Origin of the sequence: Streptomyces sp. NPDC005496, from assembly GCF_042872045.1 — a bacterium.
In the GTDB taxonomy this organism is placed as follows: Bacteria; Actinomycetota; Actinomycetes; order Streptomycetales; family Streptomycetaceae; genus Streptomyces.
Genome location: NZ_JBIAJQ010000007.1, coordinates 399,357 through 422,724, shown reverse-complemented (window position 1 = coordinate 422,724; position 23,368 = coordinate 399,357). Strand labels below are relative to the sequence as shown.

At 71.7% G+C, this 23,368-nt stretch carries 23 protein-coding genes, 1 tRNA gene and 2 pseudogenes; 17 read left to right on the top strand and 9 right to left on the bottom strand.

Annotated elements, in window-relative coordinates; all coding sequences use genetic code 11:
• The first annotated feature begins 19 nt into the window (after nucleotides 1-19).
• Both ACFYQQ_RS23605 and ACFYQQ_RS23600 read left to right on the top strand, forming a co-directional pair.
• Nucleotides 20-1,297: an ATP-binding protein gene (locus tag ACFYQQ_RS23605; RefSeq protein WP_355780279.1), complete on the top strand. Its 1,278-nt coding sequence runs from the start codon at nucleotides 20-22 to the stop codon at nucleotides 1,295-1,297.
• Nucleotides 1,294-1,974, top strand: coding sequence for a response regulator transcription factor (locus ACFYQQ_RS23600; RefSeq protein ID WP_355780277.1), 681 nt, complete (start codon nucleotides 1,294-1,296; stop codon nucleotides 1,972-1,974). Before ACFYQQ_RS23605 ends, ACFYQQ_RS23600 begins: the two co-directional genes overlap by 4 nt.
• A 91-nt stretch (nucleotides 1,975-2,065) precedes the next feature.
• Here ACFYQQ_RS23600 and ACFYQQ_RS23595 read toward each other — a convergent pair whose 3' ends face one another.
• A complete protein-coding gene (locus tag ACFYQQ_RS23595) occupies nucleotides 2,066-2,731 on the bottom strand; it encodes a DUF461 domain-containing protein (protein ID WP_355780274.1) in 666 nt (221 codons plus the stop codon).
• Nucleotides 2,732-3,369: 638 nt separating this feature from the next.
• On the opposite strand from ACFYQQ_RS23595, the gene ACFYQQ_RS23590 reads away from it, so the two are divergent.
• The 6 genes from ACFYQQ_RS23590 to ACFYQQ_RS23565 all read left to right on the top strand — a co-directional run bounded on the left by ACFYQQ_RS23590 (nucleotide 3,370) and on the right by ACFYQQ_RS23565 (nucleotide 9,890).
• Nucleotides 3,370-3,852, top strand: coding sequence for a CarD family transcriptional regulator (locus ACFYQQ_RS23590; RefSeq protein WP_003953493.1), 483 nt, complete (start codon nucleotides 3,370-3,372; stop codon nucleotides 3,850-3,852).
• Nucleotides 3,853-4,280: 428 nt separating this feature from the next.
• Complete coding sequence (ispD, locus tag ACFYQQ_RS23585; RefSeq protein WP_355780271.1) at nucleotides 4,281-5,030, top strand: 2-C-methyl-D-erythritol 4-phosphate cytidylyltransferase; 750 nt, start codon at nucleotides 4,281-4,283, stop codon at nucleotides 5,028-5,030.
• The gene (ispF, locus tag ACFYQQ_RS23580) at nucleotides 5,020-5,541 is read left to right on the top strand and encodes a 2-C-methyl-D-erythritol 2,4-cyclodiphosphate synthase (protein WP_355780268.1); all 522 of its coding nucleotides are present in this window, start codon (nucleotides 5,020-5,022) and stop codon (nucleotides 5,539-5,541) included. Before ispD ends, ispF begins: the two co-directional genes overlap by 11 nt.
• Nucleotides 5,542-5,660: 119 nt before the next feature.
• The gene (gene cysS, locus ACFYQQ_RS23575) at nucleotides 5,661-7,061 is read left to right on the top strand and encodes a cysteine--tRNA ligase (RefSeq protein ID WP_355780265.1); all 1,401 of its coding nucleotides are present in this window, start codon (nucleotides 5,661-5,663) and stop codon (nucleotides 7,059-7,061) included.
• Between the two features lie 96 nt (nucleotides 7,062-7,157).
• Nucleotides 7,158-8,099, top strand: coding sequence for a 23S rRNA (guanosine(2251)-2'-O)-methyltransferase RlmB (gene rlmB / locus ACFYQQ_RS23570; protein ID WP_355780262.1), 942 nt, complete (start codon nucleotides 7,158-7,160; stop codon nucleotides 8,097-8,099).
• Between the two features lie 117 nt (nucleotides 8,100-8,216).
• Complete coding sequence (locus tag ACFYQQ_RS23565; protein WP_356242965.1) at nucleotides 8,217-9,890, top strand: DoxX family protein; 1,674 nt, start codon at nucleotides 8,217-8,219, stop codon at nucleotides 9,888-9,890.
• Nucleotides 9,891-9,997: 107 nt separating this feature from the next.
• Here the strand turns inward: ACFYQQ_RS23565 and ACFYQQ_RS23560 are convergent, their stop codons facing one another.
• From ACFYQQ_RS23560 to ACFYQQ_RS23550, 3 genes are all read right to left on the bottom strand, one after another.
• On the bottom strand, nucleotides 9,998-10,729 hold the full coding sequence (locus tag ACFYQQ_RS23560) for a nucleotidyltransferase family protein (RefSeq protein ID WP_355786064.1): 732 nt from the start codon (nucleotides 10,727-10,729) through the stop codon (nucleotides 9,998-10,000).
• A gap of 87 nt (nucleotides 10,730-10,816) precedes the next feature.
• Complete coding sequence (locus ACFYQQ_RS23555; RefSeq protein WP_355786061.1) at nucleotides 10,817-11,272, bottom strand: hypothetical protein; 456 nt, start codon at nucleotides 11,270-11,272, stop codon at nucleotides 10,817-10,819.
• 218 nt (nucleotides 11,273-11,490) lie between these two features.
• Nucleotides 11,491-12,630: a sn-glycerol-3-phosphate ABC transporter ATP-binding protein UgpC gene (locus ACFYQQ_RS23550; RefSeq protein ID WP_355786058.1), complete on the bottom strand. Its 1,140-nt coding sequence runs from the start codon at nucleotides 12,628-12,630 to the stop codon at nucleotides 11,491-11,493.
• 249 nt (nucleotides 12,631-12,879) lie between these two features.
• On the opposite strand from ACFYQQ_RS23550, the gene ACFYQQ_RS23545 reads away from it, so the two are divergent.
• Nucleotides 12,880-12,953: transfer RNA gene (locus ACFYQQ_RS23545), tRNA-Thr, on the top strand.
• A gap of 82 nt (nucleotides 12,954-13,035) precedes the next feature.
• On the opposite strand, the pseudogene ACFYQQ_RS23540 reads toward ACFYQQ_RS23545, so the two are convergent.
• The 5 genes and pseudogenes from ACFYQQ_RS23540 to ACFYQQ_RS23520 form a co-directional block, all read right to left on the bottom strand.
• Nucleotides 13,036-13,327, bottom strand: a pseudogene (locus tag ACFYQQ_RS23540) (tyrosine-type recombinase/integrase); the annotation flags it as partial.
• Nucleotides 13,308-13,463: pseudogene (locus ACFYQQ_RS23535) on the bottom strand (hypothetical protein); the annotation flags it as partial. The pseudogenes ACFYQQ_RS23535 and ACFYQQ_RS23540, both read right to left, overlap by 20 nt.
• Nucleotides 13,464-14,047: 584 nt before the next feature.
• Nucleotides 14,048-14,284 carry a hypothetical protein gene (locus ACFYQQ_RS23530; RefSeq protein WP_355786055.1) on the bottom strand — a complete coding sequence of 79 codons (237 nt, stop codon included), beginning with the start codon at nucleotides 14,282-14,284 and terminating at the stop codon, nucleotides 14,048-14,050.
• Between the two features lie 198 nt (nucleotides 14,285-14,482).
• Entirely contained in the window at nucleotides 14,483-14,902 is a 420-nt protein-coding gene (locus ACFYQQ_RS23525) for a hypothetical protein (RefSeq protein ID WP_355786052.1), read from the bottom strand.
• Nucleotides 14,895-15,719 carry a 4'-phosphopantetheinyl transferase superfamily protein gene (locus ACFYQQ_RS23520; RefSeq protein ID WP_355786049.1) on the bottom strand — a complete coding sequence of 275 codons (825 nt, stop codon included), beginning with the start codon at nucleotides 15,717-15,719 and terminating at the stop codon, nucleotides 14,895-14,897. Before ACFYQQ_RS23520 ends, ACFYQQ_RS23525 begins: the two co-directional genes overlap by 8 nt.
• A 428-nt stretch (nucleotides 15,720-16,147) precedes the next feature.
• Between ACFYQQ_RS23520 and ACFYQQ_RS23515 the strand changes: the two genes are divergently transcribed.
• Genes ACFYQQ_RS23515 through ACFYQQ_RS23480 form a run of 8 tightly spaced genes read left to right on the top strand, consistent with a single transcriptional unit; the run spans nucleotide 16,148 to nucleotide 23,357 of the window.
• Entirely contained in the window at nucleotides 16,148-16,408 is a 261-nt protein-coding gene (locus ACFYQQ_RS23515) for an acyl carrier protein (RefSeq protein WP_121402202.1), read from the top strand.
• 4 nt (nucleotides 16,409-16,412) lie between these two features.
• Nucleotides 16,413-17,618: a beta-ketoacyl synthase gene (locus ACFYQQ_RS23510; RefSeq protein ID WP_356169556.1), complete on the top strand. Its 1,206-nt coding sequence runs from the start codon at nucleotides 16,413-16,415 to the stop codon at nucleotides 17,616-17,618.
• The gene (locus ACFYQQ_RS23505) at nucleotides 17,615-18,787 is read left to right on the top strand and encodes a beta-ketoacyl synthase N-terminal-like domain-containing protein (protein ID WP_355786025.1); all 1,173 of its coding nucleotides are present in this window, start codon (nucleotides 17,615-17,617) and stop codon (nucleotides 18,785-18,787) included. Before ACFYQQ_RS23510 ends, ACFYQQ_RS23505 begins: the two co-directional genes overlap by 4 nt.
• Nucleotides 18,765-19,907 (top strand): beta-ketoacyl synthase N-terminal-like domain-containing protein, encoded by a 1,143-nt coding sequence (locus ACFYQQ_RS23500; protein WP_355786029.1) that lies wholly within the window; start codon nucleotides 18,765-18,767, stop codon nucleotides 19,905-19,907. Before ACFYQQ_RS23505 ends, ACFYQQ_RS23500 begins: the two co-directional genes overlap by 23 nt.
• Entirely contained in the window at nucleotides 19,897-20,766 is an 870-nt protein-coding gene (locus ACFYQQ_RS23495; RefSeq protein WP_355786032.1) for a beta-ketoacyl synthase N-terminal-like domain-containing protein, read from the top strand. Before ACFYQQ_RS23500 ends, ACFYQQ_RS23495 begins: the two co-directional genes overlap by 11 nt.
• Entirely contained in the window at nucleotides 20,763-22,532 is a 1,770-nt protein-coding gene (locus ACFYQQ_RS23490; protein ID WP_355786035.1) for an alpha/beta fold hydrolase, read from the top strand. The genes ACFYQQ_RS23495 and ACFYQQ_RS23490 overlap by 4 nt, the downstream gene beginning before the upstream one ends.
• The gene (locus tag ACFYQQ_RS23485; RefSeq protein ID WP_355786038.1) at nucleotides 22,529-23,173 is read left to right on the top strand and encodes a 2-hydroxychromene-2-carboxylate isomerase; all 645 of its coding nucleotides are present in this window, start codon (nucleotides 22,529-22,531) and stop codon (nucleotides 23,171-23,173) included. The genes ACFYQQ_RS23490 and ACFYQQ_RS23485 overlap by 4 nt, the downstream gene beginning before the upstream one ends.
• A gap of 7 nt (nucleotides 23,174-23,180) precedes the next feature.
• Nucleotides 23,181-23,357 carry a hypothetical protein gene (locus ACFYQQ_RS23480; protein WP_355786041.1) on the top strand — a complete coding sequence of 59 codons (177 nt, stop codon included), beginning with the start codon at nucleotides 23,181-23,183 and terminating at the stop codon, nucleotides 23,355-23,357.
• Nucleotides 23,358-23,368 lie beyond the last annotated feature (11 nt).

The following is a 23,368-nucleotide window of genomic DNA, read 5'->3' as shown; positions in this document are numbered from 1 at the left end:
ACATGCCTAACCTGGGGGCATGGACGTGAACGCGGCGGTCGCCGCAGCGGCAGCGATCGCCGGAGTACTCACCGGTGTCATCGCCATGCTGGCGTTCCGCTGGAGCGAGCGCGACCAGAAACGGCCCACCAGGACCTCCCTGCACACGGACGCCGTGCTTCCCCCGGGTGTGGACACGGTGCTGTCCGTGCTCCGGTCCTCCGCCGTCGTACTCGACGAGGCGGACGCCGTGGTCAAGGCCAGCTCCGCCGCGTACGCCCTCGGGCTGGTGCGGGGCGGGAAGCTGGCCGTCGATCCGATGATGCAGATGGCCCGCGACACCCGCCGCGACGGGGAGATACGGCAGGTGGAGCTGGATCTGCCCCGGCGGGGCACCGGCCGGGGCGAGGCACTCGCCGTGTCCGCCCGGGTGGCGCCGCTCGGGTCCCGGCTCGTGCTCCTGCTGGTCGAGGACCTCACCGAGGCGCGCCGGATCGAAGCGGTACGGCGCGACTTCGTCGCGAACGTGAGCCACGAGCTCAAGACGCCCGTGGGAGCGCTGTCACTGCTCTCCGAAGCCGTCATGGACGCCTCCGACGACCCCGAGGCCGTGCAGCGCTTCGCCGGCCGCATGCAGATCGAGGCCACCCGGCTCACCAACCTCGTGCAGGAGCTCATCGACCTGTCGCGGGTGCAGAACGACGATCCCCTCGAAGACGCCGAGCCCGTCCGGGTGGACGAGCTGGTGGCGGAGGCGATCGACCGCTGCCGCCACCAGGCCGGCACGAAGCAGATCACCATGGCGGCGGGCGGCACCGCCGAACTCCACGTCTGGGGCAACCGGGGTCAGCTGGCCGCCGCGCTGGGCAACCTGGTGGAGAACGCCGTCAACTACTCGCCGGCCCGCACCCGGGTCGGCATAGCCGCGCGCCGGGTGACCGCGCCCGGCGGAGACCTCATCGAGGTGGCCGTGACCGACCAGGGCATCGGCATCTCCGACAAGGACAAGGAGCGCATCTTCGAGCGCTTCTACCGCGTGGACCCGGCCCGCTCACGTGCCACCGGAGGCACCGGCCTGGGACTCGCGATCGTCAAGCACGTGGCCGCCTCGCACGGCGGGGAGGTCACGGTGTGGAGCTCGGAGGGACAGGGCTCCACCTTCACCCTGCGACTGCCGGAGGCGGGCGCGGCCCGCGCCCGCCTGACCGGTCACCACATGCCTGGACTCGACGAAGACGACGAGAACGAGCAGCCCGACGGAACGACCGCCGTCTCATCCCCGTACGAACCGCATCCTGCCCCGGAGGTCCTTCCGTGACCCGAGTGCTCGTCGTCGAGGACGAGGAGTCCTTCTCCGACGCCCTGTCGTACATGCTCCGCAAGGAGGGCTTCGAGGTCGCCGTCGCGACCACCGGGCCCGACGGCCTCGACGAGTTCGAGCGCAACGGCGCCGACCTCGTCCTGCTCGACCTGATGCTGCCCGGCCTGCCGGGCACCGAGGTCTGCCGTCAGCTGCGCGGACGCTCCAACGTTCCGGTGATCATGGTCACCGCGAAGGACAGCGAGATCGACAAGGTCGTCGGACTGGAGATAGGGGCGGACGACTACGTCACCAAGCCCTTCTCCTCCCGCGAGCTGGTCGCCCGGATCCGGGCCGTCCTGCGCCGGCGGGGTGAGCCGGAGGAGGTCACTCCGGCCGCCCTGGAGGCCGGACCGGTGCGGATGGACGTGGACCGTCACGTGGTCACCGTCGCCGGTTCCAAGATCGACCTCCCGCTGAAGGAGTTCGACCTCCTGGAGATGCTGCTGCGTAACGCGGGCCGCGTGCTGACCCGTATGCAGCTCATCGACCGGGTGTGGGGCGCCGACTACGTGGGCGACACCAAGACCCTCGACGTCCACGTCAAGCGCCTGCGCGCCAAGATCGAGCCGGACCCGGGCGCGCCGCGCTACCTGGTGACGGTGCGGGGTCTCGGCTACAAGTTCGAGCCGTAGACCGGCCCGGACGACGAGCGGACGCACGAAGGGCGGTACCCCCGCGAAGGGGGTGCCGCCCTCGGTCGTACGCGAGCCGGGTGCCGCCGGGTCAGTGACCCGCGGCCGAGTGCGAGGCGGAGGCGCTGGCCGACGCGGCGTCGGTCGGCGTACCCGTGGCCTCGTCGGACGGCGAGGCGGACGCCCCGGCCGACTTCGACGGCTTGCCGCTCGGGGAGGCGGACGCGGAGGCACCGGGCCCCGCCGGGACCGCGGTCGGGCCCCAGTCGCTGAAGTAGCTCTCGGCCGGGACGACGAAGGCCCGCAGGGTCACGTCACCGGTCTTGCTGAAGCTGAAGGTGGTCTTCTGCGCGTTGCCGTCCTTGACGGCCTCGGGGGTGCTCTCCAGGACCGCGGAGGCGTTGCCCTTGCCGCCGAGGAGGACGGAGCCGTGGGGCGGGATCGTCAGCTTGCCGGATCCCTTGGCGGGCTTGATCGTGGCCGTCTCGCCGGCGACGGTGATCGAGTCCAGGGTCTGGGGCGTGCTCCCGCCGTTGAAGACGGCTCCGGAGATCGCGGCGGGACCGCCGGCCTCCGGGTCGGGCTGGGTGATGACGAGGGCGTTCTGGACCTTGATCTCGCCCACGCTGGTGGCCGCGTTGTCGGGCTTGACCTGCAGGGTCTCGGCGTTGTTGCCGGCGCCGCAGGCGGCGAGCGAGGCGATCGAGAACGCGATGGCGGCGGCGGCGAGGGAGCCGCGTCGAAGGCTGCTGCTCACGGCGGCGGCAACTCCTAGAACGTGGGCGTACGAGGGAGGGCGGCCGTACGGCTGTAAAGCCGCCCTAAGTGTCTGTCAGCGGGCTTAGGTTACCGAGCCGTTCCCGCGCCGCCGCACCCGACCCGCCCCTACGCACCGCCGGGCTGCGCCGGACCGGTGGCGGGGGCGGCCGGATCGGGCCCGGGGTGAGGCGCGCCGGGTAGTTGGGCGCTGCACCGGTCCGCCATTCACATAAGCGCCAGGGGTCTTGACTTGCGGATTTCCCGGTGGGGATCGGTAACGGCCGGTGCGGAATGCGGATGCCGCCGGAATTTTGATCATCGACCGCGGTGATCAATTCCCGAAACGTCTCGTACCCGACTCCGCTCACCGAACGGAGTAGCGGAAGTCGCCCTCTTGGAGTCGGACAAAATAGGACGTTCGGACCTCTTGAGGTCACTTCCGGGGTGTGTGACGTACGTGTTTCACTCGGCCTGGACAGCGGCTCCCACCTGCGAATACCCTCTTCCGCTCGCCCCTCGCAGCACGTTCCGGTTGTGCTTGTCAAGCCCCGAGATATGCCCTGACCTGCGAAAACGCCATTCAGAAGACGCCGTTTCCGTGTTACTCTGGATAGCCACGGAAGGGGTACCTGTCACATGACGTTCAAGGTTGGCGACACCGTGGTCTATCCCCATCACGGGGCCGCGCTGATCGAGGCCATCGAAACTCGCCAGATCAAAGGCGTGGACAAGACCTACTTGGTGCTGAAGGTCGCCCAGGGCGACCTGACGGTACGTGTGCCAGCGGACAATGCGGAGTTCGTCGGCGTGCGTGATGTGGTCGGTCAGGACGGGCTGGACCGGGTCTTCGAGGTGCTGCGTGCGCCGTACGCCGAGGAGCCCACGAATTGGTCGCGTCGCTACAAGGCAAATCTGGAGAAGCTCGCCTCGGGCGATGTCATCAAGGTCGCGGAAGTCGTGCGTGACCTGTGGCGTCGTGAGCGCGAGCGCGGACTCTCCGCAGGTGAGAAGCGCATGCTCGCCAAGGCCCGGCAGATCCTGGTGAGCGAGCTGGCCCTCGCGGAGAACACGAACGAGGACAAGGCGGAGGCCCTGCTCGACGAGGTCCTCGCGTCCTGACGACGGCGGTCGTCGAGCGACGGTCGTCCCGACGGCGGTGCCCGTCGAGACGACGGCCGGATTGACGCAGGCGCCGGCCTGTTCAGCGCAACGTAATGCCGCGGTGCCCGATGACGCGAAAGCTGTCGCCGGGCGCTGCGGCATGTTCGTGCCCGTATGCCGTTCGGGCGCGGAGCTCCGATGTCGTGCCTCGGGGCCGTCCCGGTCAGCCGGTCTTTCGTGGGTCCCGGTCCCCGACCGGTCGCGCGAACACCAGATGATCATGTGCGGCCCCGATACTGACGTGCCGGGCCCGGGCAGCCGACTCGACCGGATGTCACGGAAGGGGTCCGGTCAAGGCGTCGCGCCCGGCACTGCCCCAACCATCGGCCGGGGGTACGCCCAGCCCATACCCACCTCGGCCGAGCACACAAACCTGACAGGAACCGATGTCTGACGAATCGCGCCCTTCGCCTCCGGAACCCCGCACCGCGGCCGTGATTCCGGCCGCCGGCCGGGGTGTGCGCCTCGGTCCGGGCGCCCCCAAAGCACTCCGCGCGCTGAACGGCACGCCCATGCTCGTCCACGCCGTACGCGCCATGGCCGCCTCCCGCGCGGTCTCCCTCGTCGTCGTCGTGGCCCCGCCCGACGGCGCCGCCGAGGTCAGGACGCTCCTCGACGCGCACCCGCTGCCGGAGCGGACCGACTTCCTGGTGGTCCCCGGCGGGGAGAGCCGCCAGGAGTCCGTGAAGTGCGGCCTCGACGCGCTGCCGGACGGCGTCGACATCGTCCTCGTGCACGACGCGGCCCGCCCGCTGGTGCCCGTGGACACCGTGGACGCGGTCATCGAGGCGGTACGGGACGGCGCCCCCGCCGTCGTACCGGCGCTGCCGCTCAGCGACACCGTCAAGCAGGTCGACCCGCGCGCCGACGGCTCGCCCGAGCCGGTCGTCGCCACGCCCGAGCGGTCCCTGCTGCGTGCGGTGCAGACCCCGCAGGGCTTCGACCGCGACACGCTCGTACGCGCCCACGCGGCCGTCACCGACGACGTGACCGACGACGCGAGCATGGTCGAGCGGCTCGGCACGCCCGTCGTCGTGGTGCCCGGGCACGAGGAGGCGTTCAAGGTGACGCGCCCCCTGGACCTCGTACTCGCCGAGGCGGTTCTCGCGCGCAGGAGGCTCAACGATGGGTTCTGAGACGGCCGCCGGCCGGCCGCCCGCGGGCGTGCCGGTGATTCCGCAGGTCGGGATCGGTACCGACATCCACGCCTTCGAGGAGGGCCGCGAGCTGTGGTGCGCGGGACTGCTCTGGGAGGGCGAGGGGCCCGGGCTCGCCGGGCACTCCGACGCGGACGTCGTCGCGCACGCCGCGTGCAACGCGCTGTTCTCCGCGGCCGGACTGGGTGACCTCGGGGCCCACTTCGGGACCGGGCGGCCCGAGTGGGCCGGCGCCTCGGGGGTCACGCTGCTCACCGAGGCGGCGCGGATCGTCCGAGCGGCCGGGTTCGCCGTCGGGAACGTGGCGGTGCAGGTCGTCGGGCCGCGGCCGAAGATCGGCAGGCGCCGGGACGAGGCGCAGAAGCTGCTGTCCGAGGCGGTGGGGGCACCCGTCTCCGTGTCCGGCGCCACGACCGACGGGCTCGGCTTCCCCGGCCGGGACGAGGGTCTGCTGGCGGTGGCCACGGCGCTGGTCGTGCGGACGGACTGACCCGGCGGGCCGCCGGACGGGAGGTCCGGGCGCCTGATGGCACGCCGGATGTCACGAATCCGTGTGCCTTCAGGCGTAACGGGCTCGGGGCACTGGCCGGGGCCCACTACCCTGGAGTGGTGACTATTCGCCTGTACGACACCAGCGCCCGGCAGATCCGTGACTTCACCCCGCTCGTGCCGGGTTGTGTCTCGATCTACCTGTGTGGTGCCACCGTGCAGGCCGCACCGCACATCGGGCACATCCGCTCCGGGCTCAACTTCGACATCATGCGCCGCTGGTTCGAGCACCGCGGATACGACGTCACCTTCATCCGGAACGTGACGGACATCGACGACAAGATCATCGTCAAGTCGGCCGAGCAGGGCCGTCCCTGGTGGTCCATCGGGTACGCGAACGAGCGCGCCTTCAACGACGGCTACGACGTGCTCGGCTGCCTGCCGCCCACCTACGAGCCGCGCGCCACCGGGCACATCACCGAGATGGTCGAGATGATGCGCGTCCTCATCGAGCGCGGTCACGCGTACGAGGCCGACGGCAGCGTCTACTTCGACGTGCGCTCGTTCCCCGGTTACCTGGCGCTGTCCAACCAGGACCTCGACGAGCTGCGCCAGCCCGCCGAGGACGGCATCACCGGCAAGCGCGACCCGCGTGACTTCGCCATGTGGAAGGCGTCCAAGCCCGGTGAGCCCGACTGGGAGACCCCGTGGGGCCGCGGCCGTCCCGGCTGGCACCTGGAGTGCTCGGCGATGGCGCACAAGTACCTGGGCAGCGCCTTCGACATCCACGGCGGCGGGATCGACCTGATCTTCCCGCACCACGAGAACGAGATCGCCCAGGCCAAGGCCTTCGGCGACGACTTCGCCGCGTACTGGGTGCACAACGCCTGGGTCACCATGAGCGGCGAGAAGATGTCGAAGTCGCTCGGCAACTCGGTCCTGGTGAGCGAGATGGTCAAGCAGTGGCGCCCGATCGTGCTGCGCTACTACCTGGGCACCCCGCACTACCGCTCGATGATCGAGTACAGCGAAGAGGCCCTGCGCGAGGCCGAGTCGGCGTTCGCCCGCATCGAGGGCTTCGTGCAGCGCGTCGTCGAGAAGGCGGGGGGAGTCGTCGAGCCCGCCGCCGAGGTGCCGCCGGCCTTCGCCGAGGCGATGGACGACGACCTGGGCGTCCCGCAGGCCCTCGCCGTCGTGCACACCACGGTCCGCCAGGGCAACAGCGCCCTGGCCGCCGACGACAAGGAAGCCGCCGTCGCCCGCCTCGCCGAGGTCCGCGCGATGCTCGGCGTCCTCGGCCTCGACCCGCTCGACCCGCAGTGGGCGGGCGAGGGCGACCGCGGCGAGGACCTGCACGGCGTCGTCGACACCCTCGTACGCCTCGTGCTCCAGCAGCGCGAGTCGGCGCGGGGGCGCAAGGACTGGGCGACCGCGGACGCCATCCGGGACCAGTTGAACCAGTCCGGTCTCGTCATCGAGGACGGCCCGCAGGGGCCGCGCTGGACGCTCGGACCGCGCTGAGCGGCTCCGTCGACCTTGATCGATTGTGCCGCCCGGGCCTCCGGGCGGCACACTTCATATACGTACGTACGCACGCCTCACACAGACAGGTAGGTCATGGCCGCTAACAACCGCCGCATGTCCGGCAAGAAGGGCGCGCAGGTCGGCAGTGGCGGCCAGCGACGCAAGGGCCTGGAGGGCAGGGGCCCGACCCCGCCCGCCGAGATGCGCAAGAAGCACAAGGCGAACCGCATCGCCAACGCCAAGGCGAAGCAGGCCGCCCGCCGGCCCGCGCCGCGCGGCCGGGGCGGCAAGGGCACGTCCGAGATGGTCGTCGGACGCAACCCGGTCGTCGAGGCGCTGCGCGAGGGCGTGCCCGCCGTCACGCTGTACGTCCAGCAGTTCATCGACAACGACGAGCGGGTGCGCGAGGCGCTCCAGCTCGCCGCGGACCGCGGCGGCATCCACCTCATGGAGGCGCCCCGCCCCGAGCTGGACCGCATGACCAACGGCCTCAACCACCAGGGCCTGGTCCTCCAGGTCCCGCCGTACGAGTACGCGCACCCCGAGGACCTCGCCGCCGCCGCGTACGACGAGGGAGCGGACCCGCTGATCGTCGCCCTCGACGGCGTGACGGACCCGCGCAACCTCGGCGCCGTCGTCCGGTCCGTCTCCGCCTTCGGCGGTCACGGCGTCGTCGTGCCCGAGCGGCGCGCGGCCGGCATGACCGCCGGCGCCTGGAAGACGTCCGCCGGCACCGCGGCCCGTACGCCGGTCGCCCGCGCGGCGAACCTGACCCGCGCCCTGGAGTCGTACAAGAAGGCCGGGCTCGTCGTGGTCGGTCTCGCCGCGGACGGCGAGGTCGAACTCCACGAACTGGAGTCCCTGGGCGGCCCGGTGGTCATCGTGGTCGGCAGCGAGGGCAAGGGCCTGTCCCGACTCGTGGGCGAGACCTGCGACTTCCGGGTGCGGATCCCGATGCCCGGCGGCGCCGAATCGCTGAACGCCGGCGTGGCGGCGGGAGTCGTCCTCTACGAGGCCTCGCGACGCCGCGCCTGAACAGATGTGCGCGTAATCACCCCCGTGGGGCAACAGGGATGTTCCGGATGACCTTGACGCGGTCCGGACAGATCGGCCGGGTCAAAGCAGTGTCCTAAACAGACGTCACTCGGTTAGATGAGTGTGGACACCAGAACACCCCGCACACCCACGGGGGACCGCTCGTCGGGATACGACGACGCTCCCGCGCTGAGCATGGTGAAGGTGCCGAGCGACCCGGCGCAGATCATCGTCAATCACGCGAGCTTTCGCGTGCGGCTAGGCGAGTCGACGCGGCCCCGATCCCCGCGCATCGCGCAGCCCCTGAGCTCCGCCGAGGCCACCGCTCGCACCCCCTTCGTCGGTAAGGGCGGTGCGGCTGCGGGCGGTTCGGCCGCCGGAACGCGCCGTCGCGCCCCCGTCGTCTGGAGCGGGAAGTCCGCGCCCGACGACACGGGCGCCACCCGGCTGCTCCAGGCCGCGCGCAGTACGAGCGTGCGCCACGGCGAGGAGTCGTCGGGCGACACCGGCGCGACCCAGGTCATCCCGGTCGTCGGCCTCGGCGAACAGGACGGCTACGAGGCCGACATGACCGTCGAGACGGTCGAGACGCCGCTCGTCGGCAGCCAGCGGTCTCCCGTCGCCGGGGAGACACGGCTCCTGCCGCACATGCGCCAGGTGGGCAGCACCTACGACGAACCGGCCTACGCCGACACCGAGTTCGCGGAACAGGACCTCGAGGACCTCGACCGGGACCTCGACCAGGACGGCGCGTCCCCGGCGAAGCGCCACGGCGCGGACCCGGTCCGGCACGCGTACTACCCCGGCCGCCGGATGAACCTCGGCGTCGTCCTGCTCCCGCTGCGCGTCTTCCTCGGGTTCATCTCCATCTACGCCGGCATGGGCAAGCTCTGCGACCCCGTCTACTTCGACGGCGGCAAGCGCGGCTCGATGGTCAAGTGGCTCAACTCCCTGCACCCGTGGGAGGCGGCCGAGCCGCTGCGCCAGTTCGCCCTCCAGCACCCCGTCGGCGCCGGACTCGTCATCGCCTTCCTCCAGGTCGTCGTGGGCGTCCTGACGATCCTGGGGCTCTGGCAGCGCGTCGCCGCCGTCGTCGGCGCCGGACTGTCGGCCGCCCTGCTGCTCACCGTCAGCTGGAAGACGGTGCCGGTCTACGACGCTCCCGACATCATCTACCTCGCCGCCTGGTCCCCGCTGATCACCGCGGGCGCCCCGGTCTACTCCGTCGACGGGCGCCTCGCCGGGGAGGCCTGGCGCAGGCTCGGGCCCCGCGCGGACATCTGGGAGCTGCGGCAGCGGGTGCTGCGCCGCGGCGCGCTCGTCACGACCGTCGTCGTCGGACTCACCCTGCTCGTCGGCTCGCTCCTCGGCGGTGCCGTGCGCGACGCCGACCGGGTCGTCGTCCCGGGTCCCGGCGAGGCCCCGCGCAACGAGCTGCCCGGTTCCCCGCTTCCGGGAGAGCCCGGCAAGCGCCACCACAAGGCCCGTCCGTCCGCCTCCCAGACGCCGACCCGCGACGCCTCCTCGTCCCCGTCTGGCGCGGCCACGACGCCCGGTGCGGCAGCGACGCCCGGCACGACGGGCACCGCCCCCACCCAGACCCAGGGCACCGGCCAGGCCCCGCCCCGGCAGTCGTCCCCCGCCCAGCAGGCACCGAGCACCACCTCGGGTCCGACCTCGGGCGGCGGCACCTCCGGCGGCACCGGCGGCTCGGGCGGTACGTCCGGGGGCACGTCGAGCGGCGGCGGCTCCGGCGGCTCCGACCGTCTCGTGGGCGGCCTCCTCGGCTGACGCCCCGCGGCGCACACGCCGACGGCCCCGCACACCGGGTGTGCGGGGCCGTCGGCGTGTACGGGACCGAGGGCGGCCGTGGGTCGCCAGCCGTGCGCTGGAGGACCTCAGCGGCCCAGCGCCGCCAGTTCCTTGGCCGCCTCGCTGAGGTCCTTGGCGGTGTCGATGGCGCGCCAGTAGGCCCCCTGCGGAATCGGGAAGCCGGCCAGGCGGCGCTCGCGGGCCAGGCGCGGGAACGTGGTGCGCTCGTGGTCGCCGCGCTCCGGGAGCAGGGAGGCGAACTCGGGGGAGAAGACGTAGACGCCCGCGTTGATCTCGTGCTGCGTCGGCGGTGACTCGATGAAGTCCGTGATGCGGCCGAAGCCGTCGGTCTTCACGGCGCCCCAGGGGATGCGGGGACGGGCCAGCGCGAGGGTCGCGACCGCGTCGCGCTCGGTGTGGAAGTCCGCCATGTCGCGCAGCGAGAAACGGGTCCAGATGTCGCCGTTCGTCGCGTACCAGGGCTTGTCCGGGTGCGGGAGGTGGGCGGCGGCGTACTTGAGGCCGCCGCCGCGGCCGAGGGGCTCCGTCTCGACGACGGTCTTCACGTTGACCGGGAGATCGGCGGAGTCGAGCCAGTTCTGCAGCACTTCGGCGAGGTGCCCGCAGCTGACCACCACGTCCGTCACGCCCTCCTCGGCGAGCCAGACGAGCTGGTGGCCGATGATCGGGGTCCCGGTGCCGGGGATCTCGACCATCGGCTTGGGCCGGTCGTCGGTGTAGGGGCGCAGGCGTGACCCCTGGCCGCCGGCCAGGACAACGGCTTGAACGGGGCGCGACGCGGCGTTCGGATCGGTCATGCCCGAACTGTACGTGGCGCCCCGTCGAAGGTTCCGAGCGGCAATCGTTCCGTAACCGGACCTACTCGTACGGGGTCCGGGGCGGGTCTACCGGGCCGCGAGGCCGTGGGCCACCCCCGATGCGAAGGCGGTGTCGCAGACGGGCCGGGAGAACGACTGGGCGCGCGTCGGGCCGTACACGCGCACGGCGGCCCGGCCGAGGGCGCGGGCGATCGACGAGCAGTGCCTCGCCAGCGACGGGCGGCCGTTCACCGCCTGCTGGAGGTGGGTCAGCGCGACACCCGGGTCCTTCTCCTGGAGCTCCATGAGGAGTCTGTCCCGCAGGACGTCCTGCGGGGCGCGGGAGGACTGACGCTTGGAGACGTCCGTCGAGGAGGCGGTGAGCACCGAGTCCGAGGAATTCCCCGACCAGTTGACTCGGGTGACCGCGAGGGTCCCGGAGAGCACCAGGACGACAGGCAGAACGAGGGCGAGGGTGCGGCCGATCCGGCGGGCGGGGCCACGGCCACGCCGGGTCCGTTGGTTAGTGGTGGAGTGCTTCACGCGAGTGAGGGTAGCGCGGGGTGATGATTTGGCGACATTTAGTCACCGGTTCGGGGGACGGGAAGAGGGAGGATTTCAGGTGACGTGTTGACGTACACGTATCGAAATGACCGCTCTGCCGGGGTATTCGTCGACAACGGAAAGGGCCCCGCAGCAGGCTGCGGGGCCCTTCTCGTCAACTTGGGTGAATTCACCCTCTACGGGGGGTTGGAGCGGCCTCAGTCGGAGAGGCGCTCACCCGTGGAGGTCGAGAACACGTGGGTCTCGCCCGGACGCGGGACGACGTGCAGCGTGGCGCCCTTGTCCGGGACCGCGCGGCCGCTGACACGGACGACGAGGTCCTTGAGCTCGTCGCCGACCTTGGCGCTGCCGTAGACGTAGCCGTCGGCGCCGAGTTCCTCGACGACGTTGACGGACACGGCCAGGCCGGCCGGGGCGTCCTCGGTCGTCTTGGTGAGGGAGGACGCCGCGGCGCCGCCGCCCTGCTCGACGATGTCGAAGTGCTCGGGGCGGACGCCGACGGTGACCGTGCGGTCGCCCTTGTCGGCGGCGGCCTTGAGCGCGTCGCGGTTGACCGGCACGACGCTGTTGCCGAACTTCACGCCGCCGTCGGTGATCGGGACCTCGACCAGGTTCATGGCGGGGGAGCCGATGAAGCCGGCGACGAACAGGTTCGCCGGACGGTCGTACATGTTGCGCGGGGAGTCGACCTGCTGGAGCAGACCGTCCTTCAGGACCGCCACGCGGTCGCCCATGGTCATGGCCTCGACCTGGTCGTGGGTGACGTAGACGGTCGTGATGCCGAGGCGGCGCTGCAGGCTCGCGATCTGCGTACGCGTCGAGACGCGGAGCTTGGCGTCGAGGTTCGACAGCGGCTCGTCCATGAGGAAGACCTGGGGCTCGCGGACGATGGCGCGGCCCATGGCGACGCGCTGGCGCTGACCGCCGGAGAGCGCCTTCGGCTTGCGGCCGAGGTACTCGGTGAGGTCGAGGATCTTCGCCGCGTCCTCGACCTTCTGGCGGATCTCGGCCTTGTTGACGCCGGCGATCTTGAGCGCGAAGCCCATGTTGTCGGCGACCGTCATGTGCGGGTACAGCGCGTAGTTCTGGAACACCATGGCGATGTCCCGGTCCTTGGGCGGCAGGTGCGTGACGTCGCGGTCACCGATGCGGATGGCGCCGGCGTTCACGTCCTCGAGCCCCGCGAGCATGCGGAGCGAGGTGGACTTGCCGCAGCCGGAGGGACCGACGAGGACGAGGAACTCGCCGTCCTCGATGTCGATCTCCAGAGCATCGACGGCGGGCTTCTCGGAACCCGGGTAGATCCGGGTCGCCTTGTCGAACGAGACAGTGGCCATGGTGAGGGGCCCCCTTCACCGGCAGGAACGTGCCGGACGATCCGTTGTAAAGGTGGTGATCCACTACGGAACGTTCCATAGTGGTGTAGTCCACACGAGTGAACTGGGTCAGGACGCTACCCCGCGTTCACCGGATCTGTCAGTAGTCCGAGGCCGATGAAGTTCGAGGAAATTTTCGACGGACCCCCGCTGTGACGTGGGTACACTGCTCGGGCGTGCTCGCACGCAGCACCGCACGCACGCGTGCGGGCCTCCTTAGCTCAGCTGGTCAGAGCGCCGCTCTTGTAAAGCGAAGGTCGTCGGTTCGAATCCGACAGGGGGCTCTTGTCTTGAACAGCGCGAACGCCCCGGCCGACGGAACGGTCCGGGGCGTTCGGCGTTCGGGGGTGACATGAATGCGGGCGTTCACTCCCGGTCGATGTGGCGCCTGAGCAGGCGGTCCATGTGGCTGATGGCCTCGCGCTGTGTGTCGGACGGCACGTGCGTGTAGACGTCCATCGTGTTGCTGATCTGGCCGTGGCCGAGGATCTCCGTCACGACCCCGGGGCGCGACACCGGCCGCGGTGAGAAGCGTGGCGCAGCCGTGGCGGGCGTCGTGCAGACGGATGCGGCAAAGGCCGGCGGCGTCGGTGATGCGGAAGAACGACCGGTTGATGTTCTGCGGGTCGATCGGGCGGCCGGTGCGGGTGGTGAGGACGCGCCGGTGCGTCCAGCGATTCGAGGTGCCGGGCACCGTGAAGGGGATGAAACGCGGTCTTGTGCAGCTCGGGTACGTAGCCGACGTCGTGCAGCCACGCGGCAGCGACGAGGAGATCCCGGTCAGCTTCGGCCACAGCGGCAGTGGCTCCCTGAGCCCGAGCGGCCACAGCCTGCGTGTGCAGCCACCGGTTCCCGAGCTGCGGAAGAAGGGACTCGGCGAGGTCGGCCGCTCCTCGAGGCGTGCCCAGTGCAGAAGGGATGGATGGAACGGTGGCCGAGTCGAGCAGTGAGCCGACAGGCCACGATCGAGCGGTTGTGTCTTGAGCACGATGACGTGGCCACCCTTATAGCGACGTTCGTGATGTGTATACCGCACCGACCATGGCTCGTAGGGGTCACGCCGGATGCCGTGTAGGGAGCAGCCGTCACGGCCGAAGTCGGCACGGGGCTGAAAGCCTCCGAAAATGCCTGCGCCAGGGCTGGCTTGCCACTTTTGGTACGCGGCCCGCATCCTCAACTCCATGAGCTGGGTCCACTCAGTGGAGACCAAAGCTGGCGTCTCTCCGCGCCGGTGCTGTTCGAGCCCTTCAGGCGTAAGCAGAAGGGAGAGGCCGTCCTTACGCGTCGCATCCCCGATCACCCAGCGGGCCCCCACAGGCACGCCGCACCGCGCAGCGTGCGAAGGTGACATCGGCGGGGGCGCTCGCTCGGCGGAGCCCTACGAGGAGGAGTCGCGGTCCCGTAGGGCGCTGATGCCTCCGCCGTCGTTGAAGTGTTGGCGGGCGTGGGCCTGGCGGCGGGCGTCGCGCAGGGCTTGCGTGGCCGCCGTCTCGATGCGGTGCCCGTCCGGGCCGGAGACGCTCCGGCGCCGCTCTCGGCGCACCAGCACGGTCAGTGCGGCCGTCAGGACGGCCGCGACCGCCGACGCGGCGATCACCAGGTAGACCATCGTCACCCCGTATTCGTCCCGGACCGCTCGTGACGGTCCCGGTGCCGATCACCCCCAGCTGCCCCAAGGGCAACCGTACGCCTCGGGCCGGCGCGCGGGAGGGTGCGTTTCCGGCACCGGCAACTCGTGGAACTGTGCCGCCATCCGGCAACGTCAGGCAGGCAAGGTGGGGTTTCTGGCCATCAGGATCGGCGGAACCCCGACTCAGATGTCAACGTGGTCATATGTGCCGTCGTGGAAGTTGAAGGTCTTCACGTCTGTGTCGTACTCGTCGCGTATGTGGCCGCCGTAGCCCTCGCGCGCGATGTGAGGAGCCATCAGCTCCAACAGGGCGTCGAGGTGGAGCTTGAGGTCATCGACCCAGTAGAGGCGGGCGAACAGCTCCCATTCGTAGCGCTCTCCCGAACCCGTGATCTCCTGCACGGTGCGGCGGAGCGACACGGTGTCACCGCCGGGAAGACGGCTGCTTCCCGGGAGAAGTGACGGGTAAGGATGGTCTTCAGGGTCCAGGTCGTCCGGACACTCGTCGTCCATGCCCATGTGCCAGCGCAGTGCCGCCAGTACCGAGACCGGAGTGTCGTCGCTCAGGAAGCACGAGAAGACGACTTCGTAGTGATCACTCATGGCGCGCATTGTGTGCGCCGGCACTGACATCGCCGCAGGGAGCTGTTCCGCCGCGCTCAGCGGGCCGGTATGGCGGGCACGGCCAGCCGTCGTCGCCCCGCGGTGTCAGGGGACCGTGCAGGCGGATTTCGGGGGGCCTCGGGGCGGTGGATGGCGTCGCTACGGCCAGGGACGCGGTCCAGGGGGTGGGGAGCGGGAGGTCGGTGACGGACCACGGGCGGGTGTCGCCGGGGCGGGCGCCCGCCGTGACGCGTACCGGGCCCGGTGCGGCCGGGTCGCTCTCCAGCCGGGTGAGGTCGGTGGTGACGCCGATGCCGACGGCCTTGAGGACGGCCTCCTTGCGGGTCCAGCACCGCAGGAAGGCCGCCTCGCGCGCCGGGCCCGGTGCCAGGGACCCCAGATGGGCCCGCTCCGCGGGGGAGAGGGCGACGGACGCGAGCTCCGTGGTGGCCAGGGCGCGCCGGCGCTCGACGTCGACGCCGACGAGGCGCTCGCTCACCGCGAGGGCCGCGCAGCCGTCGGCGTGAGAAATGCTGATGTGCGGCGCGGCGGCGGGACGCAGCACGACCGGTGGCCCCTTGTCGGGGGCGCCGCAGCACGGGCAGGCCGCGCGGCCCAGTTCGATGTCCTCGGGCCGGGCCCCCAGCAGGACGCCGAGGGCCCGCCTCACGCCCGCGCGGGAGCCGACGACGGACGCCTTGGCGCGCGGGGTGCGCGCACGGTCGACGCGGGCGCGCTCCGCGGGACTGAGCAGCGCGAGGTCGGCCGGTTCGAACGGCACCGGTATGCGCCACCACCACACGTCCGCCGTCGCCATGTCACTCGTCTCCGTCGCCTGCGGGAAAAAAGCTGCCGTCGCCGTCCGTATGGTGCACGCGCTTGTCGTCCGGCGGGGGAATGTCGGCATCTTCCTGCCGTGATGTTGCTGGTTGTTCGTGTCAACGGCTAGAAAGTCCCCGGGAATATCCCGCCGTTCGGAGTGCGGGCGGGAATTCCGTATCCGTCGGCCGGTCGTCCGTTCCCCCGCTGCCGCCCGCGGACGGATCAGGCGGAGGCCGGTGACCCTCGGGTCGCCGGCCTCCGCCTTTCTGCTGTCCGGACGCGGCGCCGTAATTGTGAACGCCCATGGTTGCTGGTCCGGCGGGCGGACCGGCTCTTAGTGTCATGGCAAGGGAATCGGAAATCCGTTCCGGCTTCCGACGGTTGACAAGTAACCAGTGCATTTCCCACGGGAGGAATTCCAGTATGTCGAACGGAACCAAGCAGGAGCAGCTCGACGAAATCCGCGAGATCGTCGCCGAGGTGCTCGAGCTGGAGCCGGAGGAAATCACGGAGACCAGCCTCTTCGTCGAGGACCACGAGGCGGACTCGCTGCGCGCGATCGAGATCCTGGCGCGCCTGGAGAAGAAGTACAAGGTCGAGATACCGCAGTCGGAACTGCCCAAGATGGTCAACCTCACCGAGGTGCACCGGATCCTGGGGCAGCACGCGGGCTGGCAGGACTGACCCCATGCGACGGGTAGTCATCACCGGCCTCGGGCCTGTGTCGAGCATCGGTATCGGAGCGTCCGCCTACGGCGAGTCGCTGCGGGCGGGCGTCAACGGGGTGTCCCCGATCGCCTGCTTCGACTCCAGCGGCTTCCCCTACTTCATGGCCGGCGAGGTGCACGATTTCCGGCCGGAGGAGATGGTCCGGCGACTGTCTGTCGACGAGTGGGGCCGCACCAGCCTGTTCGCGGCGTCCGCGGCCCGTCTCGCGGTCGCGGACGCCGGGATCGACGAGGAGGAACTGGCCGCCTCCCGGGCCGGGTCGAGCATGGGCACCACCGGCGGCGAGTCGCAGGTGCTCGAACGGCTCACCGGCGACGCACTGCGGGCCGGCGTCCAGGGCCTGGACGCCAACCTGGTCCGCCAGGTCTCCAGCGCCCGCCTCTCCCAGGCGGTGAACCGGGAGCTGCGGCTGACGGGCGACGCCGTCACGCTCTCCACCGCCTGCTCGGCCAGCAACTACGCGCTCGGCTACGCCTACGACCTGATCAGGACGGGCGAGGCCGACTACATGATCGCCGGCGGCGCGGACTCGGTCGGCCGCTGGTCGCACGCCGGCTTCTACCGGCTCGGCGCCCTCACCGAGAAGGCGTGCTCGCCCTTCGACAAGAACCGGTCCGGGATCATCACCGGCGAGGGCGGGGCGGCCATGTTCCTGGAGAGCCTGGAGTCCGCGCAGGCCCGGGGTGCCCGTATCCACGCCGAGGTGCTCGGCTACGGCGTCAACTGCGACGCCAACCACATGGTGGCGCCGAACCGGGACAGCATCGCCGAGTGCATGCGCCTGGCCCACCGCAACGCCGGGGTCCAGGCGGCGGACGTGGACTACATCTGCGCCCACGGCACCGGCACCCCGGCGAACGACCAGGTGGAGGCCGGGGCGGTGGTCGACGTCTTCGGGGACAGCCCGCCGCCGATCAGCTCCACCAAGTCGATGCTCGGCCACACCATGGGCGCCGCGAGCGGCCTCGGCGCGATCGCGTCGGTGCTCGGCATCACGGGGTCGTTCCTGCCGCCGACCATCAACTACAGCACCCCCGACCCCGCCATGCCCCTGATCGACCCCGTTCCCAACACCGCACGGCCCGCGGACGTGCGCATCGCCCAGGTGAACGGCTTCGCGTTCGGTGGCAACAACGCCATCGTCATGCTCGGGAGGTACTCATGACGGCGACGGCAGCCGAGCTGTCCGCCACCACCCCGCCCACCACTCCGGCCGTCCTGGCCATCACCGGTCTCGGCGTGCTGTCCGGCGCCGGCATCGGCACCGAGGCCCTGGTGGGCGCCCTCACCGCGGGAAGGTCCGCCACGGCGGACGTGTCCGGGATGTTCGAGGACCCGCTGCCGCGCCCGGACGCCCACGCGCTGGTGGACTTCAAGGTCCGCGACTTCCTCGGCCGCAAGGGGACCTCCTTCTTCGACCGCAGCACCTCGCTCGGCATGGTCGCCTGCCAGGCCGCCCTCGCCGACACCGGCCTGGAGGTCGGCGACGGCAACCGGGCCCGTATCGGCATCACCCTGGGCACCACCGCGGGCAGCGCCAAGTCCACCAGCGACTACAGCCGGGACACGTTCGTCCAGGACCGGCCCTACCTGGTCAACCCGCTGCTGTTCCCCAACGCGGTGATGAACTGCGCGGCGGGGCAGGCGGCGATCCGGTACGGGCTCCAGGGGGTGAACGCCACCATCGCGGGCGGCCCGCTGGCGATGCTCAACGTGCTGCGCTACAGCCGCAACCTCATCAGCTGCGGCTACGCGGACGCCCTGCTGGCGGGCTGCGTCGAGGAGTTCAGCCCGCAGTCGGCCTGGGCGGTGCACTACGCGCAGTCCACCGACGGCGGCGAACTGCCGCCGGGTGAGGGCGCGGCGGTGTTCGTCGTGGAGAGCGCCGAGGCGGTGCGCGCCGCGGGGCGCCGGCCCGACGCGGAGGTGCTCGCCGTGGAGACCGGCGTGTACGACCCGCCGGGCACCGACGGCACCTTCGTCGCGGGTCTGACGGCCTGTCTGGCCCGGGCCCTGGAGCGGGCCGGGGTGGAGCCCTCCCAGGTGTCCGCGGTGGCCACGGCGACCAGCGGCATGCCCCGTTACGACGACGCGGAGGACGCGGCCGTCGCCGCGGTCCTCGGCGCCGGACCCGAGCGGCTGCGCGTCAAGGACGTGACCGGGGAGGCGTTCAGCGCCTCGGGGGCGTTCCAGCTGGCGGCGCTGATCGCCCGGCACCGGGCCGAGCCCGCGCGTGACGGCGACATCTCCGTGATCACCACCCTCGGCGGTGACGGCGCGGCCGGCGCCGCCGTGGTCAGGGGGTGGAGCCGTGCCGACCGCCATCACGGGTAGCGCGATGATCACGTGCCTGGGCGATCTCGACGAGACGCTCCAGGCACTGCGGGACGGCCGCTCCGGCGTGTCCCCGCTGCGCTGCGGCGACCCGGCCAGGCTGAACGTCGCCAACGCCTACTCGATCGACGACGACGAGGAGACCCCGCCCGGCCTGCCCCGGCTGGCCGGACGGTGGCTCGCCCGCTGTGTGGAGCGGGCGCTGAAGGAGGCGGGCGTGGACCCGGCGCGACGCCGGGTCGCGGTCCTCGTCGGCACCGGCCTGCGGGAGCTGCGCGCGGTGGAGCAGTGGTACGCCGACGGTGTCCCGCTGCGTCTGGCCGAGCTGCACTTCGCCGAGGCGGTGCGTTCCGTCGCCCCGGACGTCACCGAGGTGCACACGATCGCCAACGCCTGCGCCGCCTCGGGCTACGCGCTGGCCCTGGCCGCGGACATGCTCGAACTCGGTGAGGCCGACGCGGTCGTCGCGGCCGGCTGCGACACCATGACCGAGAGCATGCTCACCATGATCGGCCGGGTCGGCGCGGTCAGGGCCGACATGGTCCGGCCCTTCGACGCCGACCGCGACGGCGTGCTGCTCGGCGAGGGCGCGGTCGCCGTGGTCCTGGAACGGGCGGAGCGACTCACCGGCGACAGACGGCCGTCGGCGCTCGTGCACGGCGTCGGCCTCGGCTGCGACGCCCACCACGAGACCGCCCCCGACCGGGCCGGGATCGTCGCGACGATGCGGGACGCGCACGAGCGCGCCGGTGTCACCCCGGACGACATCGGCCTGGTCCTCGCCCACGGGACCTCGACCGCCCTGAACGACCCGACCGAGGCCGGGGCGCTGCTGGAGGTCTTCGGCACCGACGGCCCGCCCGTCACCGGCATCAAGGGTTCCGTCGGGCACACCTCCGGAGGCGCCGCGTTGATGAGCCTGCTCGTCGCCGTGGACGCGCTGCGCACCGGCGTCGTACCACCCACGGCCGGTCTGCGCAGGCCCGACGCCGAGGCCGAGAAGCTCGACCTCGTGTACGGGGAGCCGCGGCCCTCGCGGGCGCGGCTGGCCCAGGTGAACGCGTTCGGCTTCGGCGGAGTGAACGCCGTGACGGTCGTGGAGGCCTGCGATGAGCACTGACACCCGCGAACTCGCCCTCGACGGCTGGGCCGTGCACGTGCCCGGACTGTCCGCGGCGGACCTGCCCGGCTCGCCGGAGACACCGGCCTGCCGGCCCGAGGACGCCAAGGAGGTGCTCGGCCGCAAGGGGCTCCTCGGCAAGGAGCCGTCGACGCGGCTGGCGCTGTGCGCGGTCCACCGGGCCCTCGGACTGCCGCCCGGCCCCCTCGCCGGGCCCGTCCCGGACGCCGCGGGCACCGCCGTGGTCGTCGCCTCGAACCTCGGCAACGTCGAGACCGTGTGCACGGTCCTCGGCGACATGCGCGAGCGCTCCGGCTCCGTGGTCAGCGTGCTGGACGCGCCCAACGCGTCGAGCAACGTGATCGCGAGCACGGTGGCGATCCGGTACGGCTTCACCGGCCCCAACCTGGCCGTGTGCAGCGGCGCCACCGCGGGACTCGACGCGGTGGCCCTCGCCTCGCGGCTGGTGCGGGCCGGCCGGGCGCGGCGCGCGGTCGTGGTGGGCGTGGAGCCCGCCGACCCGGTGGCGGTACGGCTCGCGGCGCTGCGCGAGGACGCCCCCGCCCCGCTGACCGCCGCCGCCGGCTGCCTGCTGCTGGGCCTGCCGGGCGCGTGGCAGCGGCCGGACGGGCTGCGGATCGGCCCCGTCGTACGGGCCGCCGGACCGGTCACCCCCTTCCACGCGGAACCCGGGGACTTCTATGGGGCCGCCGGTGTCGTCCGGCTCGCCGTGGCCGCCGCCCGTCTCACCGCCGTCGGCCCGAGCGAGACGCCGGTCGCCGTCGGCTGCGGAGACGCGGAGGACGGCTGGGCGGGCACGCACCTCACCCTCGTACGACGGGCGGAGGCCCTCGCGTGAGCACCTGGACGAAGGTGGCCGAGCGGGACGGCCTGGAGGTCTGGCGCGGGCCGGGGGAGGGTCCCGCGCTGGTGGCCGCCCACGGCATCGAGGACTCCTGGGGGTGCTGGCGCGCCCTCGCCGGCCGGCTCCCCGGCTACCGGCCCTACGCGCTCCAGCTCCCCTGGCACGGCGGCAACTCCTACGCCTGGCGGCCCGAGGGCTCGCCGGGCCAGTGGCTGAGCCGCGCGCTGGACCTGGTGCCGGAACCGCCCGTCGCGCTCCTCGGCCACTCGTTCGGGGCCAACGCCATCCTGGAGTACCTCTCCGGCGAGGACGTGCGGCCCGGGATCGAGGCCGCGGTCCTGGCCGCACCCTTCTACCGGCCCGCCGACTTCCCGCTCACGCCCGAGCTGCGCACCCGCTCGCTCGCCGCACTGCGCAAGGTGATCGTGGAGGGACTGCGGCTGGGTCTCGGCGCACGCGGCGAGGCCCTGGACCCCGAGGTGCGCCGCCTGATGGTGCGCAAGCTCCTCGACCGCGCCGTACCGGGCGGATTCCCCGTGTTCTACGAGGAGTTCGCGCAGTCCGGGCTGCTCGACCTGACCCGCGTCACCGTGCCGACGCTCGTGCTGGCCGGCACCCGGGACGAGTCGCTGACACCCATGCGGGCCGCCGCCCTCGACCGGGACATGCCCGCGGCGACCGTCCGCCTGCACCCCGCCTACGGGCACTTCTGCCACGTCGCGCAGACCGAGCGGATGAGCGGGGAGACCGCCGCGTTCCTCGCCGCCGCCCTCGCACCGACCCCGCACACCACCGAAGGAGATCCCGCCGTGCCCGAACTGCTCGACGGCGAGCCCACCAGCTACGTGGGCCAGCCGCGCTACGAAGGCGCCAACATCCGTACCTGGATCGGCTTCAAGCACTTCATGTACCTGGCCGAGGAAGCCGTCCTGCAGTACTTCGCGGACCGCGGCGTGGACGCCAGGACCCTCTACCACACCTACGGTCTCGGCCTGGAGATCGTCGACTCCTCGGTGCAGCTGCCGGTGGCCCTGGAGGTCGGCGAGCAGGTGTACGCCACCGTGGTCTCGGCGACGCCGAAGCCCGGCCAGGGCGCGCCGTTCGCCGTGTCGCTGACCGTGGAGCGCGAGGGCCGCACGGTCACCGTGCTCAAGGGCAAGGTCCGCGCCGCCCTCGTCACCGTCAAGGACGGCTCGGGCTCGGAGCCGGTCCCCGCCTTCCTGGAGCCGTACGTCGTTCCCGAGGTGGCCGCGCTGCACAACAGCGCCGCCGGGAGCCTGCCGATCGCCGAGGGCCAGGAGGTCGCCGACGTGCTGGCGCCCGAGGGCTCCGGTGCCTACCTGTGGGACTGGCGGGCCCCCTACTACTACTGCCACTTCTCCGACCGGCTCCAGCACTCCGCGTACATCCGCACGCTGGAGGAGGTCGTGGACCGCTACCTGCACTCGCGGGACCTGGCGATCGGGCGGCTCCTGGAGGAGCGCGGCTGGATCCCCGTGGTGTCCCGGGCGCGGGTCCAGCTCCTCGGCGACATCTGGATGGAGGAGACCGTCCACACCGTCTTCCGGGTGGACGAGATCCTGCGCGACACCATGTACACCGCGCGCATGGACTGCTACGTCCGGCGCGGTGACCGCCTGGAGCGCGCCGCGACCGCCACGATCATGCACGGCTACGCGATCAGCCGCGGCGAACTGGCCGGCACCGTCGCCGTCCTGGACGAGCAGGTCCAGACCGCGCTGCGCGGAGGTGCCGCATGAGCCCGCGCCGGCCCCCGCGGCTGTACTTCTCCCTGCGCAGCCCCTTCAGCTGGATGGCGCTGCGCCGTCTGGAGGAGACGCGGCCGGACGCCCGGGAGCTCATCGAGTTCGTGCCGTTCTCCGAGCCGGACGCGCGCAGCGCGGCGGACTTGGAGGCGGCGGGCGGCGAGTTCCACTACGTGGCCATGAGCAAGGCCAAGCACCTGTACATCCTCAACGACACCAAGCGCCTGGCCGCGAAGTACGGCTACGCCATGAAGTGGCCCATCGACAAGGGCGACGAGTGGTGGGACCTGCCGCACCTGGCCTGGTTCAAGGCGGGCGAGCTGGGCGTCGAACGCGCCTACTACGACGCCGTGATGGCGGCCCGCTGGGAGCGCGGCGAGAACATCTGCGACCCCGGCACGCTGCTGCGGGTCTGCGAGGAGGCGGGCCTCGACGGCGCGGCGCTGACCGGCGCCCCCGACGAGCCGCACATCCGCGAGCAGGGCGTACGGGCGCTCATGCGCATCTACGAGGACGACGTCTTCGGCGTCCCGTACTTCAAGGTCGGCCGGCACCGCTTCTGGGGCCTCGACCGGCTCGACGACTTCCTGGCCGCGCTGGACGAGGCGCTGGCCGGCACGACGGCGAAGGGATGAGGCACCGATGACCACGACGACCACCGCGACCGCGGCGAAGGCCGCCGCGAGCGAACCGGCACCGACCACCGCGTACCCGCTGGTGGACACCGAGTGGGGCGAGGACCCGCTGCTCGGCGTCCCGCGCGAACTGCGGGAGCGGATCGGCTCGATGGACCAGGACACCGCGGGCGGCTGCGGCTGACGCCGTGCCCC

Bases quoted from the DNA above. Each gene is read 5' to 3' on its own strand.
- ACFYQQ_RS23605 (WP_355780279.1), top strand. From the start codon at position 20: ATGGACGTGAACGCGGCGGTCGCCGCAGCGGCAGCGATCGCCGGAGTA.
- ACFYQQ_RS23590 (WP_003953493.1), top strand. From the start codon at position 3,370: ATGACGTTCAAGGTTGGCGACACCGTGGTCTATCCCCATCACGGGGCC.
- ispD (WP_355780271.1), top strand. From the start codon at position 4,281: ATGTCTGACGAATCGCGCCCTTCGCCTCCGGAACCCCGCACCGCGGCC.
- ispF (WP_355780268.1), top strand. From the start codon at position 5,020: ATGGGTTCTGAGACGGCCGCCGGCCGGCCGCCCGCGGGCGTGCCGGTG.
- rlmB (WP_355780262.1), top strand. From the start codon at position 7,158: ATGGCCGCTAACAACCGCCGCATGTCCGGCAAGAAGGGCGCGCAGGTC.
- ACFYQQ_RS23565 (WP_356242965.1), top strand. From the start codon at position 8,217: ATGAGTGTGGACACCAGAACACCCCGCACACCCACGGGGGACCGCTCG.
- ACFYQQ_RS23560 (WP_355786064.1), bottom strand. From the start codon at position 10,729: ATGACCGATCCGAACGCCGCGTCGCGCCCCGTTCAAGCCGTTGTCCTG.
- ACFYQQ_RS23550 (WP_355786058.1), bottom strand. From the start codon at position 12,630: ATGGCCACTGTCTCGTTCGACAAGGCGACCCGGATCTACCCGGGTTCC.
- ACFYQQ_RS23525 (WP_355786052.1), bottom strand. From the start codon at position 14,902: ATGAGTGATCACTACGAAGTCGTCTTCTCGTGCTTCCTGAGCGACGAC.
- ACFYQQ_RS23520 (WP_355786049.1), bottom strand. From the start codon at position 15,719: ATGGCGACGGCGGACGTGTGGTGGTGGCGCATACCGGTGCCGTTCGAA.
- ACFYQQ_RS23515 (WP_121402202.1), top strand. From the start codon at position 16,148: ATGTCGAACGGAACCAAGCAGGAGCAGCTCGACGAAATCCGCGAGATC.
- ACFYQQ_RS23510 (WP_356169556.1), top strand. From the start codon at position 16,413: ATGCGACGGGTAGTCATCACCGGCCTCGGGCCTGTGTCGAGCATCGGT.
- ACFYQQ_RS23505 (WP_355786025.1), top strand. From the start codon at position 17,615: ATGACGGCGACGGCAGCCGAGCTGTCCGCCACCACCCCGCCCACCACT.
- ACFYQQ_RS23495 (WP_355786032.1), top strand. From the start codon at position 19,897: ATGAGCACTGACACCCGCGAACTCGCCCTCGACGGCTGGGCCGTGCAC.
- ACFYQQ_RS23485 (WP_355786038.1), top strand. From the start codon at position 22,529: ATGAGCCCGCGCCGGCCCCCGCGGCTGTACTTCTCCCTGCGCAGCCCC.
- ACFYQQ_RS23480 (WP_355786041.1), top strand. From the start codon at position 23,181: ATGACCACGACGACCACCGCGACCGCGGCGAAGGCCGCCGCGAGCGAA.